General features: G+C 64.9%; 11 protein-coding genes. 7 read left to right on the top strand and 4 right to left on the bottom strand.

All coding sequences use genetic code 11. The features are described 5' to 3' along the window. Positions 1 to 12 precede the first annotated feature (12 nt). Entirely contained in the window at positions 13 to 1,881 is a 1,869-nt protein-coding gene (locus tag AC1C2Q_RS03570) for an FAD-dependent monooxygenase (RefSeq protein ID WP_495449004.1), read from the top strand. A gap of 77 nt (positions 1,882 to 1,958) precedes the next feature. On the opposite strand, the gene AC1C2Q_RS03565 is transcribed toward AC1C2Q_RS03570, so the two are convergent. Continuing rightward, on the bottom strand, positions 1,959 to 2,792 hold the full coding sequence (locus AC1C2Q_RS03565; protein WP_495449003.1) for an SDR family NAD(P)-dependent oxidoreductase: 834 nt from the start codon (positions 2,790 to 2,792) through the stop codon (positions 1,959 to 1,961). Positions 2,793 to 2,876: 84 nt separating this feature from the next. On the opposite strand from AC1C2Q_RS03565, the gene AC1C2Q_RS03560 reads away from it, so the two are divergent. The 3 genes from AC1C2Q_RS03560 to AC1C2Q_RS03550 all read left to right on the top strand — a co-directional run bounded on the left by AC1C2Q_RS03560 (position 2,877) and on the right by AC1C2Q_RS03550 (position 5,860). Then, positions 2,877 to 3,479 carry a TetR family transcriptional regulator gene (locus AC1C2Q_RS03560; RefSeq protein WP_495429663.1) on the top strand — a complete coding sequence of 201 codons (603 nt, stop codon included), beginning with the start codon at positions 2,877 to 2,879 and terminating at the stop codon, positions 3,477 to 3,479. A 115-nt stretch (positions 3,480 to 3,594) separates the two neighbouring features. Next, positions 3,595 to 3,975 (top strand): VOC family protein, encoded by a 381-nt coding sequence (locus tag AC1C2Q_RS03555; protein WP_495429662.1) that lies wholly within the window; start codon positions 3,595 to 3,597, stop codon positions 3,973 to 3,975. A 124-nt stretch (positions 3,976 to 4,099) separates the two neighbouring features. Beyond that, positions 4,100 to 5,860, top strand: coding sequence for a Na+/H+ antiporter (locus AC1C2Q_RS03550; protein ID WP_495429661.1), 1,761 nt, complete (start codon positions 4,100 to 4,102; stop codon positions 5,858 to 5,860). 45 nt (positions 5,861 to 5,905) lie between these two features. Here AC1C2Q_RS03550 and AC1C2Q_RS03545 read toward each other — a convergent pair whose 3' ends face one another. Beyond that, positions 5,906 to 7,579 carry a thiamine pyrophosphate-binding protein gene (locus AC1C2Q_RS03545; RefSeq protein WP_495449002.1) on the bottom strand — a complete coding sequence of 558 codons (1,674 nt, stop codon included), beginning with the start codon at positions 7,577 to 7,579 and terminating at the stop codon, positions 5,906 to 5,908. A gap of 149 nt (positions 7,580 to 7,728) precedes the next feature. Between AC1C2Q_RS03545 and AC1C2Q_RS03540 the strand changes: the two genes are divergently transcribed. Next, positions 7,729 to 8,232 carry a phosphoribosyltransferase gene (locus tag AC1C2Q_RS03540; protein ID WP_495429659.1) on the top strand — a complete coding sequence of 168 codons (504 nt, stop codon included), beginning with the start codon at positions 7,729 to 7,731 and terminating at the stop codon, positions 8,230 to 8,232. A gap of 21 nt (positions 8,233 to 8,253) precedes the next feature. Here the strand turns inward: AC1C2Q_RS03540 and AC1C2Q_RS03535 are convergent, their stop codons facing one another. Further along, positions 8,254 to 8,901 carry an HAD-IA family hydrolase gene (locus AC1C2Q_RS03535; protein WP_495449001.1) on the bottom strand — a complete coding sequence of 216 codons (648 nt, stop codon included), beginning with the start codon at positions 8,899 to 8,901 and terminating at the stop codon, positions 8,254 to 8,256. Between the two features lie 131 nt (positions 8,902 to 9,032). Here AC1C2Q_RS03535 and AC1C2Q_RS03530 point away from each other — a divergent pair, with 131 nt between their 5' ends. Continuing rightward, the gene (locus AC1C2Q_RS03530; protein ID WP_495449000.1) at positions 9,033 to 10,106 is read left to right on the top strand and encodes a winged helix DNA-binding domain-containing protein; all 1,074 of its coding nucleotides are present in this window, start codon (positions 9,033 to 9,035) and stop codon (positions 10,104 to 10,106) included. Between the two features lie 76 nt (positions 10,107 to 10,182). On the opposite strand, the gene AC1C2Q_RS03525 is transcribed toward AC1C2Q_RS03530, so the two are convergent. After that, positions 10,183 to 11,625 (bottom strand): helix-turn-helix domain-containing protein, encoded by a 1,443-nt coding sequence (locus tag AC1C2Q_RS03525; RefSeq protein WP_495448999.1) that lies wholly within the window; start codon positions 11,623 to 11,625, stop codon positions 10,183 to 10,185. A 109-nt stretch (positions 11,626 to 11,734) separates the two neighbouring features. Here AC1C2Q_RS03525 and AC1C2Q_RS03520 point away from each other — a divergent pair, with 109 nt between their 5' ends. Further along, positions 11,735 to 13,600, top strand: a complete 1,866-nt coding sequence (locus tag AC1C2Q_RS03520; protein ID WP_495448998.1) for a phosphoenolpyruvate carboxykinase (GTP) — start codon at positions 11,735 to 11,737, stop codon at positions 13,598 to 13,600. The last annotated feature ends 184 nt before the right edge of the window (positions 13,601 to 13,784 follow it).

Below are 13,784 nucleotides of genomic sequence, written 5' to 3'. Positions count from 1 at the left end.
GAAGGAGTTTCGATGCAGTTCCACCATCACGGCTACGTCTCACAAAACCCGCGGATCGTCTCGGCCTCCGGCACTGGGGTCGATCGGCCTGCCGATCTGCCGGATGAGACGGACGTGCTCATCGTCGGCTCCGGACCGGCCGGAATGCTGCTGGCAGCCCAGATGTCGCAGTTCCCCGACATCACCACGCGGGTCATCGAGAAGCGCGAAGGGCGCCTGGTGCTCGGTCAGGCTGACGGCATCCAACCGCGCAGCGTCGAGACGTTCCAAGCCTTCGGCTTCGCCGAGCGGATCACCGCCGAGGCGTACAACATCGCGTACATGAACTTCTGGGGACCAGACCCAGAGAACCCGGGCGACATCATCCGCACCACGCGTACCGAGGACTATGGGCTCAAGATAAGCGAGTTCCCGCACCTCATCGTCAATCAGGCGCGCGTTCTCGACTACTTCGCAGAGGCCGCGGCAGGCGGTCCAGGACGCATTGTGCCCGACTACGGCGTGGAGTTTCTCGGGCTGACGGTGCATGACGAAGGTGAGTATCCCGTCGAAGTTCGGGTGCGGGAGGCCACACGTTCAGATAAACGGGGCGAGCGCACCATTCGAGCCAAGTATGTCGTCGGCAGCGATGGTGCCCGCAGCGGCGTGCGCGAGGCGATCGGACGCACCCACGTCGGAGAGTTCTCCGCGCACGCGTGGGGCGTGATGGACGTGCTCGTCAACACCGACTTCCCTGACTGGCGCACCAAGTGCGCGATCAACGCGCAGGCCGGAAATATCTTGCATATCCCGCGCGAGGGTGGCTATCTCAGCCGGGTCTACGTCGACCTGGGTGAGGTCGCCGAGGGCGATAACCACCAGGTGCGTCAGACACCGATCGAGGCGGTCATCGCCAAGGCGAACGAGATCCTGCATCCGTACTCGTTGGATGTGAAAGAAGTCGCCTGGTCGAGCGTGTACGAGGTCGGGCACCGCGTCACCGACGGCTTCGACGATGTCGCGGGCGCTGTCGATCGTCACCCGCGTGTGTTCCTCACCGGCGACGCCTGTCACACGCACAGTGCCAAGGCAGGGCAGGGGATGAACGTGTCGATGCAGGACGGGTTCAACCTGGGCTGGAAGCTCGGATCGGTGCTCGCCGGACGCAGCCCCGAGTCGCTGCTGTCGACATATTCTGCCGAACGGCAGCCGGTTGCGCAGCAGTTGATCGACTTCGACCGGGAATGGTCGTCGCTGATGGCGCGCAAGCCCGAGGAAATCTCCGACCCGCAGGAGCTGTCGAACTACTATCTGGCCACGGCCGAGTTCCCGTCGGGCTTCATGACGCACTACACGCAGTCGGCGATCACCGGCTCCGACGAACACCAGGCGCTCGCCGCCGGGTTCCCGCTTGGCCGTCGATTCAAGTCCGTGGAGGTGGTTCGGGTCTGCGACGGCAATGTCGTGCATCTCGGGCATCATGCGAAGGCAGACGGTCGTTGGCGGATCTATGCATTCGCGGATGCCGCTGGCGCACGCCTGGGTGCGTGGGCCTCGGCTGTCGCGCCTGTTGTCGCGCAGTTCACGCCGGCGGATGCTGACGTGGATGCCGTGCTCGATGTGAAAGCGGTCTACCAGCAGGCTTTCGAGGACATCGACATGATGTCGGTGCCGCCACTGTTCCTGCCGAAGAGCGGCCCGCTGGAGCTGACGGATTGGGAGAAGGTTTACACCGCGGCCCCTAACGCCTGGGCGGCGGCCGACATCTTCGCGGAGCGTGAGCTGTCGCGCGACGGCGTGGTTGTCGTGGTGCGTCCCGATCAGTACGTCGCGGCGGTGTTGCCACTGGCGGCCACGGATGAGCTCGAGGAGTTCCTCCAGGGCGTCTTCCTCCCGGCCTGAGTTCGAGAGCGAACCGGATGGTGATCGTCGCCGGCACGGTCTTGCTGATTGTCGGCGTCGCAGAGTCTCATCGTGGCTCAGCTGAGGAGCTGTTCTGAGCGCTCCCAGAGTCGGCGGGCCAGGTCGGTGTCGTCGGCCAGTGGGTTTAGGCCCTTCCCTGCGATCTTCTTCGCGTAGAACTCCCCAGAAGCCCAGTCGCTCCCGGGCTTTCCCTCGGCGAGCCACACCAGCTGCTCCGCCCCCTTGTCTGGGGTTGTGAGGAGCACGGCCCGGGAGACCCGGCTGGTCGTGAGGAACCGCATCAGGGCGCTGGTGGTGTCAGAACCGAAACTCGTGGCGATGTTGCCGGGGTAGAACACTGCCGCGGAGATGCCGAGCGAGTGATATCGGCGGTGGAGTTCCTTGGTGAACAACACGTTCTCCAGCTTCGCAGCGTTGTAGGCGCGCACCACGCCATAGTCCTTGTCCAAATCAAGGTCGTCGATATCGAGTTCACGGACCATGCCGCCATGCAGAGTTGAAGTCTGGATCACTGACGAGCCAGACGCGACGAGCTTGTCCATCAGTAGCGTCGTGAGCAGGAACGGCGCGAGGTGATTGATCTGAAAGGTCTTCTCGAACCCGTCGACCGTCTTGACCCGATCGCCGAAGACGCCGCCGGCGTTGTTGGCGAGGACATCGATCTGCGGGTATGCGGCGTCCAGCTCTGCGGCAAGTCGCCGCACATCGTCCAGGCGGGTGTAGTCCGCAACGAAATGGTCGGCGCCGATGTCGGCGGCCACCGCCGCAGTTTTCTGAGCAGATCTGCCCACCACCGCCACAGTATGCCCACTCTTCGCGAGACGCCGTGCGGCCGCCGCGCCGATCCCATCGCTCGCCCCTGTCACCACGATGACTTTCTTCTCGACCACAGTTCATCCACCTTCCTAGATTTCTGGGACATGTTCCCGAAGATGAGACACTGTATCACTTTCAGAATGAGATACCATGTGTCGATGATGATGCGAGACCAGCGCTCGGGAGGATCGCGCGCGGTGGCCCGGCAAGCGGTGAAGGAGCATGTCTCGACGACCGCACGCAGGCTCGTCCTCGAACACGGTTACGAGACGATCACTGTCGAGGCCATATGCTCGGCCGCTGAGATATCTCGGAGCACGTTCTTCCGCTACTTCACGTCGAAAGACGACGCCGTCCTCACTGATGTGGACGAGGCGTCCGGCCTTCTGCGCGACGCATTGCGTGTGCGCCCGGACGAGGAACCCGTTTGGACTGCCCTGCGACATGCCCTCGAGTCGCTGATCGACCGTTACGACGCCGACCAGGGGCCCGGTAGACAGTTGGCCGCGCTGATCGCTGCGACCCCTGGACTCGCTGCTTTTCAGCATGAGAAGCATGCCCAGTGGGCTGCGGCGCTGCACCCGGAGGTCTCCCGCCGTATCGGGGCCGACCCCGCGGACAGCACCGACCCACGCGCGACCGCAGCCATCGCCGCAGCTCTCGGCTGCTTCGATGCGGCCGTCAAAATATGGTCGACCACGAAGCCGACGCCTCCGATCGTCTCGATCCTGCGCAGAGCCATGGACGCCACACGTCTCTGAGCACGCGCGTGCGACGCCCACTGGATCTGAGACCTTCGCCGGTCTGCGCAATGTCATACCCCGCGCGTAACGTTGCCACTGGTCGGGCGCCGATGCCCGCCAGGAAGAGTGCGACATGACTTGGAAGATCGAACTCATCTTCGTGCCGGTGACTGACGTCGATCGTGCGAAGGACTTCTACGTGAAGATCGGCTTCAACGCCGACCACGACCACACCCCGTCTGAAGGTCTGCGATTCGTGCAGATGACCCCGCCTGGTTCGGCCTGCTCCATCGCTTTCGGAACCAACCTCGGCAGCGACCTCGCACCGGGATCGCAGGACACGATCCAGGTTGTGGTGCCCGATGCTGACGAAGCACTCGCGCAACTGCAGGGGGTCGGAGTGGAGGCGCGGGGCGTCGACGAGCAAGCATGGGGACGCTTCGTCACATTCGACGACCCGGACGGAAACACCTGGACGCTTCAGGAGCTGCCCGACTACAGCGCATCTAGCTGACCTTCATCGCACCGGCAACAGATGCCCTTCCGTCGACGGCGAGTCGGGAATACCGTGGGCATGACGGGCGCTATGTCGTGAGCACGTTCGCGCCCAGACTCGCGACGGTGGATGGGAAGATCGCATGGAAGGTCTCGAGGTTACGGTCCTACTCGGTCTGACAATCTTGGTAGGAACGATGCTCGCGCCACGCGTCAGGCTTGCGTTGCCCCTGGTGCTGGTCGTGTTCGGTTTGCTGCTCGGATTCGTGCCAGCGCTGCGTGAGGTGCAGTTGCCGCCGGAGACCGTGCTGCTGTTGTTCCTGCCGGTGATGCTGTTCTGGGAGAGTCTCACGACGTCGCTGCGCTCCATCCGGCGGGACTTCCGATACATCCTGCCGATGAGTACGCTTCTCGTCGTCGCTTCGGCCTTTGCCGTGGCCGCCGTGGCCGTGCTGTTTGGCCTGCCATGGGAAATCGCACTCATCCTCGGTGCCGCCGTCGCTCCGCCCGACGCCACCGCAGTGGCCGCTCTCGGGCGTCTGCTGCCGCGACGCGCATTCATGAAACTGAAGGCGGAGAGCCTCACGAACGACGGCACTGCGCTCGTGCTGTACGCGATTGCGGTATCACTGGCGGTCGGCGGCACGATCACGCCTCTCTCCGTCACGTGGAGCGTCATCGTTTCGTATCTCGGCGGGATCGCCGTCGGGACTCTCGTGGCGGCGGCGGCCTGGGCGCTGCTGCGCCGGGTGCGCACGACGATCACGATCAACGTCGCCATGCTGTTGACCCCGTTCACGGCGTTCCTGCTCGCCGAGCTGATCCACGCCTCCGGCGTGCTCGCGGTCGTGGTCGCCGGGCTCATCGCGGCCTACCTCGGGCCACGGATCAGTACGGCGGCCTCTCGACGGCAGGCAGATGCGGTCTGGCCGTTCGGCGTCTTCATGCTCAACGGCGCACTCTTCGTGTTGATCGGGCTCGAGCTGCAGTGGGTTGCACACCAGACGTCCCTGCGGATGATCGGATGGCTCGTGCTCGTCACGCTCGCGGTCTGGGTGACACTGCTCGTGGTGCGCTTCGGATTCCAACTGCTTTCGGTGCCGTTCCAGCGGATCGGAGGCGGTGTCGCGCGTCCTCGACGGCTTCGCACTAGAGCACAAATCGTAAGCACCGTCGCCGGCATGCGCGGTGCGATCTCGCTGGCGATCGCGCTGTCTGTGCCGCTGACCACGTCTGATGGCTCTCCGCTGGCAGGGCGCGATGAGATCGTGTTCGTCACTGCCGGTGTGATCCTGCTCAGCCTGCTGGTGCAGGGGCCGGTATTGCCCGCCGTGGTGCGCTGGGCAGGATTCCCTGTCGATCACGATGCCGACGAGGAGCACGAACTCGCCGAGCGCGCGATCTCAGGTGCGGCGATGGCCGCGCTGGATACGCTCGCATCCGAGCATGACATCAGTGAGGAGGTTCGTGATCGCGTCCGCCGTGACGGCTACGAGATGCTCGAACTGGCGAACGCGCGCGCACTGGCGAGGGAGCGCGCGCTCATAGACGATGAGGTGGGTGCGATGGAGAATCTGCTGGATGCACCGGATCCTCTCGCCACAGAGGCCGAAACGACTGCGGACCTTGATTCGTTTGGCGCGGTTAGTACCACCGCCGATCTCTCCGACGGCACGACTCTGCAGATGGTCGCGACATCGGCAGACGTCGACCTGATGCAGCGCTCACCCATCGTGCGCCACGAGGAATACTCCAGGCTCAAGCTTGCAGTGCTCGAGCATAAGCGTGAGGTGCTGTTGGATCTTCGCCGTGCAGGCACGGTGGACGATCTTGTGGTGCGCAGGATCTCGGCGCGGCTCGACCTTGAGCAGGTGCGGGTGCAGGGGATCGAAGACCTCGATTGACGACGCACGCCTGCAACGACGTTGCACCTGGGCCGTGCAGGCGTGTCAAGAGTTCACGCGGATGATCTCCTGCTGGTACGGAGCGACGACATCTCCAGAGATGCGCAGATCGAGCAGCAGGAACGGGCGGGTTGTCGCGTCCGCTGCCGCCCAGGTGCTGAGCCGATCGAGGTCGGCGAGCGTGCGCACGACAACTCCCTCGCCTCCCGCCGCCGTCGCGAACGCGGCGAAGTCGACTTCGGGGATGCGCATCGGCGCTTCGGAGAGCCCCTTGAGTCCGTAGAGGTGGATTTCCGCGCCGTAGGCGGCGTCGTTCCAGATAACGGCGCAGCCGTGACCGCCGGCGGCGCGGACGGCGGACTCCAGATCGGCGATGGCCATCAGCCCGCCGCCGTCGCCGGAGGTAAGGACGACGGTGGACTCCGGGCGAGCACGGATGGCGCCGACAACACTCGGCCAGCCCTGCCCAATCGCCTGGAATGCGGTGCCGATCATCATCATCCGATCGGGGGATGCGACAGGCCAGTACATGTTCGCCCAGCCGATGAAGTGCCCGCCGTCAGACACTACGACGCGGTCTTCCGGCAGCAGCTCGGCGATCCTCCGCGCGGCCGACCGAGGGTCGAGGCGACCGTCGGGGGCGAGGTCATCCCCGGTTTCATAGGCCTTTGCCGCCTCGACCTCGGCGGTGCTGCGCCAGCGGTCTCGCACAACTCCGGAAGAACCATCGCCATTCCCGGGGGCGCTCAACCGAGCCACCAGTGCCTCCGCCACGACCCGGGCGTCACCGCGGACGAAGCCTCCGACGTGCGCGTGTGTCGCCGCGGGCGCAACGTCGACCTGGAACACCCGCGTCCCCGGTGCGAACAGTTCGCCGAAGCGCATCGTGAACTGGTTCAGCGAGGCACCGAAGATGACCGCGACGTCAGCCTCGCGGACCAGCGCCATCGCACCCTCGGCGCCGAAACCACCGGTCACACCCAGGTCATACTCGCCCGCGGGAAAGATGCCACGACCGAGAGCGGTGGAGGCCGTCAGTGCTCCGGTCGCCGCAGCCAAGTTGCCTAGAGCTTCGTCGGCACCGGCTAGCCACGCGCCGCGACCAGCAAGGAGGAAGGGCCGCTCGGCGTTATCAAGCGCAGCGACGATCTCATCCAGCATCCCCTCGGCGAACTCCCCTTTGGGTGCGAGGGGTGCGGGGACGCGCGGCTCTGGAGCGGCAGGCACCGGCCCGGCTTCGAGCGCAGCCACGTCGTACGGGATCGCCAACACGACGGGAACGCGATAGGTGAGGGCGTGTTCGATGGCGATGATCGTGGTCGCTGCGGCATCCGCGCGTCCGACGGTATAGGTGCGGGCGCCGACGGCGGAGGCCAGCGCGATCTGGTCGACATCCCAGGGTCGAGGGCCAGAGGTGGGCTCATCTCCGACGACGAGCACGAGCGGGATGTGCGCCTGCACCGACTCGGCCAGAGCAGTGAGCGTGTTCGTGAACCCGGCGCCGTAGGTGGTGCTCGCAGCGGCGATTCGGCCGGAGGCGCGGTGATGCGCATCTGCGGCGACCACGGCACCTTGTTCATGGCGCACCGCGGTGAATACGGCATCCGTCTGGCGTTCGAGCGCATCGAGGAAATAGGCGTTCCCGTTGCCCATCACACCGAAGACGGCGTCGATGTGCTGGGCGAGAGTGAGTGCCACATGGGCGGAGACAGTGGGCATGGGAGTGCCTTTCGAGACGGTATCTGTGGGATTCCGTATGTGTCTCGCGCGGCGCATCCATGCGTCGTCGGCTTCGTGCCCTTTTTTCGAGCACCGGCAGCAAACCGGACGCGTCGATCGTACCGCGTGAAAGGGGAGAGAATGGAGGCATGACAGCTATCGAGCGGGAGACGCTCACCTGGGACGGATTCGGATCGGCAACGCGAGACCTCGCTCGGAGGATCCTCGACAGCGGCTTCGAGACGGAGGTGGTCGTCGCGATCGCTCGTGGCGGGCTGCTGCCTGCGGGAGCGATCGCCTACGGGCTGGGCGCCAAGAACTGCGGCGCGATCAACGTCGAGTTCTACACCGGCATCGGAACAGTGCTGGATGCTCCTGAGGTGCTTCCTCCCGAGCTCGACATGGCGTATCTCGACGGTCGACGGGTGCTGCTCGTCGACGACGTCGCAGACTCTGGCCGGACGCTCGCGCTCGCCGTTCAGCTGCTCCAGGACAAGGGCGCCGATGTGCGCTCAGTGACGATCTACACCAAGCCGTCGACGATCATCCAGCCAGACTTCGCCTGGAAAGACACCGATCTTTGGATCGACTTCCCCTGGTCGTTCCAGGGCACCGTTCGCGAAGAGGACCTCGGGCTGTCACCCAGCGCATGATCTGCAACGCGATCGTCGCACTTAGCTGATCTGAATCTCGAACCCGTCGGTTGTCGGCGTGATCGCAACCTGTGTGAGGTCATCGACGTGATGCGTCGGCGCGAATCGTGACGCATGCGCTCCGACGCCGATCACCGTCATGCCTGCCGCCAGGCCGGCCTGAATTCCGGCTCCTGAATCCTCGAAGACCACGCAGTCGGCGGGGGCGATTCCTAGAACGGATGCCGCCAGCAGGAAGCCCTCCGGATCCGGCTTGCTCTTCGAGACGCTTTCTGCGGTTATCCGCTGCTCGGGAATGTTCAGCCCGGCAGCGGTCATCCGCGCGGTCATGAGCGCGAGGTCGGCAGAAGTGACGATCGCGTGCGGGAGCCCCTCGAGTGAACGCAGCAGCGGGGCGGCACCGGGAATTGCAAGGACGCCGTCAACCTCGACGCTCTCACGCGCGAGCATCTGCGCGTTCTCCTCGAGATTGACCGCGTGATCGCGTTCGGGCAGCAGGATCGCCATGCTCTGATGTCCCTGCCGGCCGTGGACCGTCTCCAACACTGTGTCGCGGTCGAGGCTGTGCGGGGCCGCCCACTCCCACCACAGTCGCTCGACGACCGCCGTGGAATCGACGAGCGTTCCGTCCATGTCGAGAAGTGCCGCGCGCGCGGTGATCGAAGTCATGGCACCAGGCTATCCCGGCGGGAGTCGAGCCTTCGGCAGGCTATGGACGCTCGGCGGTCGCTGGCGAACCCGGCCGGCAAAGACGAGCTCAACATCGCCGGAATGTCGGTGGTACCGGGCAGGATGGGGTGATGGATCCGTATACCCTGCGCGCCGAACGCCTGCGCGCGCATCGCCTGACGGCGCCGGCCCGTTCGGTGGCGGATGCTGCGCACCACATGCTCGCGGTGCAGGCTCAGGATTTCTGGGCCGGGCGCTGGGCACTGGGTGCGCGCACGACGGGTGCGCCGACTATTCGCACGGTCGATCGACTCTTCAACCGCGGTGCTCTTGTGCGCGCGTGGACACAGCGTGGCACGCTGCACATCATCCCCGCCGAAGATCTGGCCTGGGTGCTGAGCGTCACGGGGGAGCGGCAGTTGCGCATGGCCGCGCCTCGCTATCGCGAACTCGGGCTCGGAGTCGACGAACTCTCGAAGGTCGAGCGGGTGATCCGCGCGGCATTGAGTGGAGGTAATGAGCTGCTTCGTAGTGAGCTGTTCGCCGTGCTGGAGCGAGCGGAGATCGACACGGCGAACCAGCGCGGTGCGCATGCCGTACAGAATCTTGCTCTGCGGGGCATCATCTGCCAGGGCCCGGTCGTCACCAGACAGGGCGCAGTTTCTCGTGAGCAACGGTTCGTCCTCACCGAGGAGCACATCACGCACTCGGACTTCCCCGCCGATCCGGCAACCGAGTTCTTCGTTCGCTACGTCATCGGCCACGGTCCCGCTACTGCCGAAGACTTCGCGTGGTGGGCAGGGCTTACGCTCGGCGCCGCGCGGGCGGCATCCGCAGCATCCGCAGATGATGATCGAATCGACCAGATTGACGATGGACTGTTCACAGCGACCGCGCGTCCGCGGCGCAGCGCTGCTGTGGCATCCGTTCTCGCGCTCGGCTCATTCGAGGAGTTCTACATCTCTTATATCGACCGCACGATCGCCTGCCCGCCGGAGCGCCTCGCGGCCATCGGGCCGGGCAAAAATGGCATGGTGCGCCCGATTATCCTCGCCGACGGCGTCGTGGTCGGCACCTGGCGGCACTCCACGGCGGTAGGTCGTCACACCGACGACCCGGTGCCGGAAATGCTCGCCGACGGCGTCGCGGCCGAGCACGAGATCGCTGCGTCGCTCGACCGTTACGCTGCGTTCATCACTGGTTGATTAGCATCGATCAGCCACGTGTGGCTGTGTTTCCGACGCCGAACGAGCCACATTGGCCGTTCGCTAGGGGGTGGGGTTACTCCGCTGCGTGCTTGGCCAAGAACGTGTAGACCTCGTTCTCGTCGACGCCGGGGAAGGCGCCTCGGGGGAGCGGCGAGAACATGTGCGTGTGCACGCGTGCGCTCGGCCATGCCTTGCTCGACCACTTGTCGGAGAGATCCGGTGCTGGCCTGCGGCAGCATGCCTCATCCGGGCAGGTCGAGACCGCGCGATCAGAGGTCTCCCGACCTCGCCACCAGCGAGCGTCATCGAACGGCACACCCACGGTGATGGAGTACTCCCCGTCGCTCGCGGTTCCGGTTTGCGTCGCGCACCAGAACGTCCCCGAGGGAGTATCGGTGTACTGGTAGCGCTCGGTGGTGCGGTTCTGCTGGGTGAACGCAGCCCGCGCTTGGAACTTCCTGCACACCGGCTGGCCTTCGACCGCTCCGGTGACATCCATCGGCAGGGGCAGGCCGTCGTTCTCATAGACGCGTGTGATGGCGCCGGAGTCGTCGACGCGTAGGAAGTGCAGCGACATGCCGAGATGCTCGGTCATCAGGTTCGTCATTCGCATTCCGGCGGCCTCGTGGGTGACGCCGAACGCATCGCGGAAGTCCTCGACGGCGAGGTTGCGATCCTTCTTTGCCTGCTGCAGGAAGGCGACACCGGCCGTCTCAGGGATCAGGCAGCACGCCGCGAAGTAGTTGATCTCCAGGCGCTGTTGCAGGAAGTCGGCGTAGTCGGTCGGCGGTGTGTGACCGAGCAGGCGATGCGCCATTGCCTGCAACGCCATAGAACGCAGACCGTGGCCACCGGGAATGGATGCCGGCGGAAGATAGATCCGGCTGTTCTCCAGGTCAGTCACCGAACGCGTGGAGTGCGGCAGGTCGTTGGCATAGATGAGCTCGAAGCCGAGCTTCTCGGCCATGATGATCACGGTGCGGTGAGTGAGTGCGCCGCTGACGTGTCCAGCCGACTTCAGCTGCTTCTCGGCAAGCTTCTCAATGTCGCCGATGTAGTTGTTCTGCGCGCGCATGCGCAGTCGCAGCTCAGTGTTCGCTCGGCGCGCCTCTTCGGGCGTCGCGATGGCCTCGCGCTCGCGGCGCTGCAGTTCGCGGTGCAGGCCGAGCACCGATTCGATCGTCTCGTCTGGCATGCCCTTCGACACTCGCACCGGCGTGATTCCCAGCTGACGGAACACCGGGCTCGCCTGTGCGCGCTCCAACTCGATCTCAAGCGCAGCACGACGATTCGGCGGTTCGCCGGAAATGAGGTCGGAGACATCGGTGTTCGTGGCCTGTGCGATCGCCTGCAACAGCGAGAGCTTGGGCTCGCGCTTGCCGTTCTCGACGAGGCTGAGCTGGGAACCAGCGACCCCGACCATCGCGCCGAGTTCGTCGAGCGTGAAGCCCTGTGCAACACGGTGGTGACGGATGCGATGGCCAAGAGTCGTGAGATGAATATCAGAGCCGCTCATTCCTTGAGCATAGCGAAAGAATTGCGTTTCTTTAGACCCAGTTTCACCGAAAGTATGCGCGTTGCCCCCTCAGACTGGGCATAGTCATCAACTCTTCAAGGGAGCAGACATGGTTATGGTCGAGACTTTCACCCCCCGCGTTCCAGCCGTCATGCCGGCGCGCACTCTGGGCACGGCTCCCGCATATGACACACCCGCGATGGCAGAGCTGTCCGCCTGGGTCGAGGAAGTACGCGCGCTCACTCAGCCTGACTCGGTGCACTGGGTCGACGGCTCACCAGCCGAGAACGACGCGCTGCTGCGAGGACTCGTCTCCGAGGGCAAGCTCATCAAGCTGAACCCCGAGTGGCGGCCAGGGTCGTACCTGGCACGTTCGCACCCCAGCGACGTCGCCCGCACTGAGGCGCGCACCTTCATCTCTTCGGAGCGCGAATCCGATGCCGGACCCACAAACAACTGGGCGCCTCCCGCCGAGATGCACGAGAAAATGACCGAGATCTTCGAAGGATCGATGCGCGGTCGCACCATGTACGTCGTGCCGTTCTCAATGGGCGCCATCGGTGGCCCGCTCTCGCACATCGGCGTGCAGATCACTGACAGCGCCTACGCCGTGACATCCATGAGCATCATGACGCGAGTCGGCGACGCCGTCACCCGTCAGATCGCCGAGGGTGCGCCGTGGGTCAAGACTGTCCACTCCGTCGGTGCGCCGCTCGCTCCCGGCGAGCAGGATGTCGAGTGGCCCTGCAACGACGAGAAGTACATTGTGCACTTCCCCGACACGCTCGAGGTCTACTCCTACGGCTCGGGATACGGCGGCAACGCCATCCTCGCCAAGAAGTGCTTCGCGTTGCGTATCGCATCGGTGATCGCACGTGACGAGGGTTGGCTCGCCGAGCACATGCTGCTCATTCGCGTCATCGACCCGAAGGGTAAGGCCTACCACGTGGCTGCGGCTTTCCCCTCGGCGTGCGGAAAGACGAACCTCGCCATGCTGCGTCCGACAATTCCCGGCTGGAAGGTCGAGACCCTTGGCGATGACATCGCATGGATTCGTCCTGGCGAAGACGGTCGAATGTGGGCCATCAACCCTGAGGCTGGGTTCTTCGGGGTCGCACCCGGCACCGGAGAGTCGACCAATGTCACGGCCGTTGAAACGCTGTGGGGCAACACGATCTTCACCAACGTCGCACTTCGCCCGGACGGCGATGTGTGGTGGGAAGGTTTGACGGACACGCCGCCGGCGCACCTGACCGACTGGGAAGGCAACGACTGGACACCCGACTCCGGGCGCCCGGCCGCGCACCCCAACTCCCGCTTCACGGTTTCTGCAGCGCAGTGCCCGCAGATCTCGGACGACTGGGAAGAGGCAGTCCCGCTCGACGTCATCCTGTTCGGTGGCCGTCGCGCAACGAACGTCCCCCTCGTCGTCGAAGCGACCGACTGGACGCACGGGGTCTTCCTCGGATCGACGATCTCCTCCGAGCGCACGGCCGCGGCGGAAGGCACGCTCGGCGAACTGCGCCGCGATCCCTTCGCGATGCTCCCGTTCTGCGGTTACAACATGGGCGACTACTTCGCTCACTGGCTCAAGGTCGGCCGCAAGTTGCGCTTCGATCGCGCACCGCGCATCTTCCAGGTCAACTGGTTCCGCCGCGGTGATGACGGCCGCTTCCTGTGGCCGGGGTTCGGTGACAATTCGCGTGTCGTCGACTGGATCATCCGCCGCATCAGCGGTGAGGTGGGAGCAGTCGACAGCCCAATCGGTCGCCTGCCGATCATCGATGACCTCAACCTCGATGGCCTCGACGTCTCGCAGCAGGACCTCGACGAGCTGTTCGCCATCGACCCCGATGCATGGCTACGCGAGGCGGATTCCACGGAGGAGTTCTTCAACACCTTCGGAGACACTCTGCCCGTTGCGCTGCGCACAGAGCTTGCGTCGCTGCGGTACCGGCTCGCGCACGCGCAGTAGCGCGCACAAAGACCCGCGACGGCGGGATGGCAGGGACATACCCATGGCTGAGTGGTCCCGTCATCCTTCCGTCGCGTATATCCGGGCACTCACGTGTCCCAATAGCCGGGCCTGTCCCGTTCTGCTGACGTTTCGGGGGAATCAGTCAGCAGATCGGGACAGAGTCCGCATTTCATAGCGGCCG

It is taken from the genome of Microbacterium sp. Y356 (assembly GCF_059445355.1).
This window is presented reverse-complemented; position numbering and strand designations above follow the sequence as displayed.

What these genes read in the sequence shown, in the direction of transcription:
- AC1C2Q_RS03560 (WP_495429663.1), top strand. Translation starts at nt 2,877, where the DNA reads ATGATGATGCGAGACCAGCGCTCGGGAGGATCGCGCGCGGTGGCCCGG.
- AC1C2Q_RS03540 (WP_495429659.1), top strand. Translation starts at nt 7,729, where the DNA reads ATGACAGCTATCGAGCGGGAGACGCTCACCTGGGACGGATTCGGATCG.
- AC1C2Q_RS03570 (WP_495449004.1), top strand. Translation starts at nt 13, where the DNA reads ATGCAGTTCCACCATCACGGCTACGTCTCACAAAACCCGCGGATCGTC.
- AC1C2Q_RS03520 (WP_495448998.1), top strand. Translation starts at nt 11,735, where the DNA reads ATGGTTATGGTCGAGACTTTCACCCCCCGCGTTCCAGCCGTCATGCCG.
- AC1C2Q_RS03545 (WP_495449002.1), bottom strand. Translation starts at nt 7,579, where the DNA reads ATGCCCACTGTCTCCGCCCATGTGGCACTCACTCTCGCCCAGCACATC.
- AC1C2Q_RS03525 (WP_495448999.1), bottom strand. Translation starts at nt 11,625, where the DNA reads ATGAGCGGCTCTGATATTCATCTCACGACTCTTGGCCATCGCATCCGT.
- AC1C2Q_RS03550 (WP_495429661.1), top strand. Translation starts at nt 4,100, where the DNA reads ATGGAAGGTCTCGAGGTTACGGTCCTACTCGGTCTGACAATCTTGGTA.
- AC1C2Q_RS03555 (WP_495429662.1), top strand. Translation starts at nt 3,595, where the DNA reads ATGACTTGGAAGATCGAACTCATCTTCGTGCCGGTGACTGACGTCGAT.
- AC1C2Q_RS03535 (WP_495449001.1), bottom strand. Translation starts at nt 8,901, where the DNA reads ATGACTTCGATCACCGCGCGCGCGGCACTTCTCGACATGGACGGAACG.
- AC1C2Q_RS03530 (WP_495449000.1), top strand. Translation starts at nt 9,033, where the DNA reads ATGGATCCGTATACCCTGCGCGCCGAACGCCTGCGCGCGCATCGCCTG.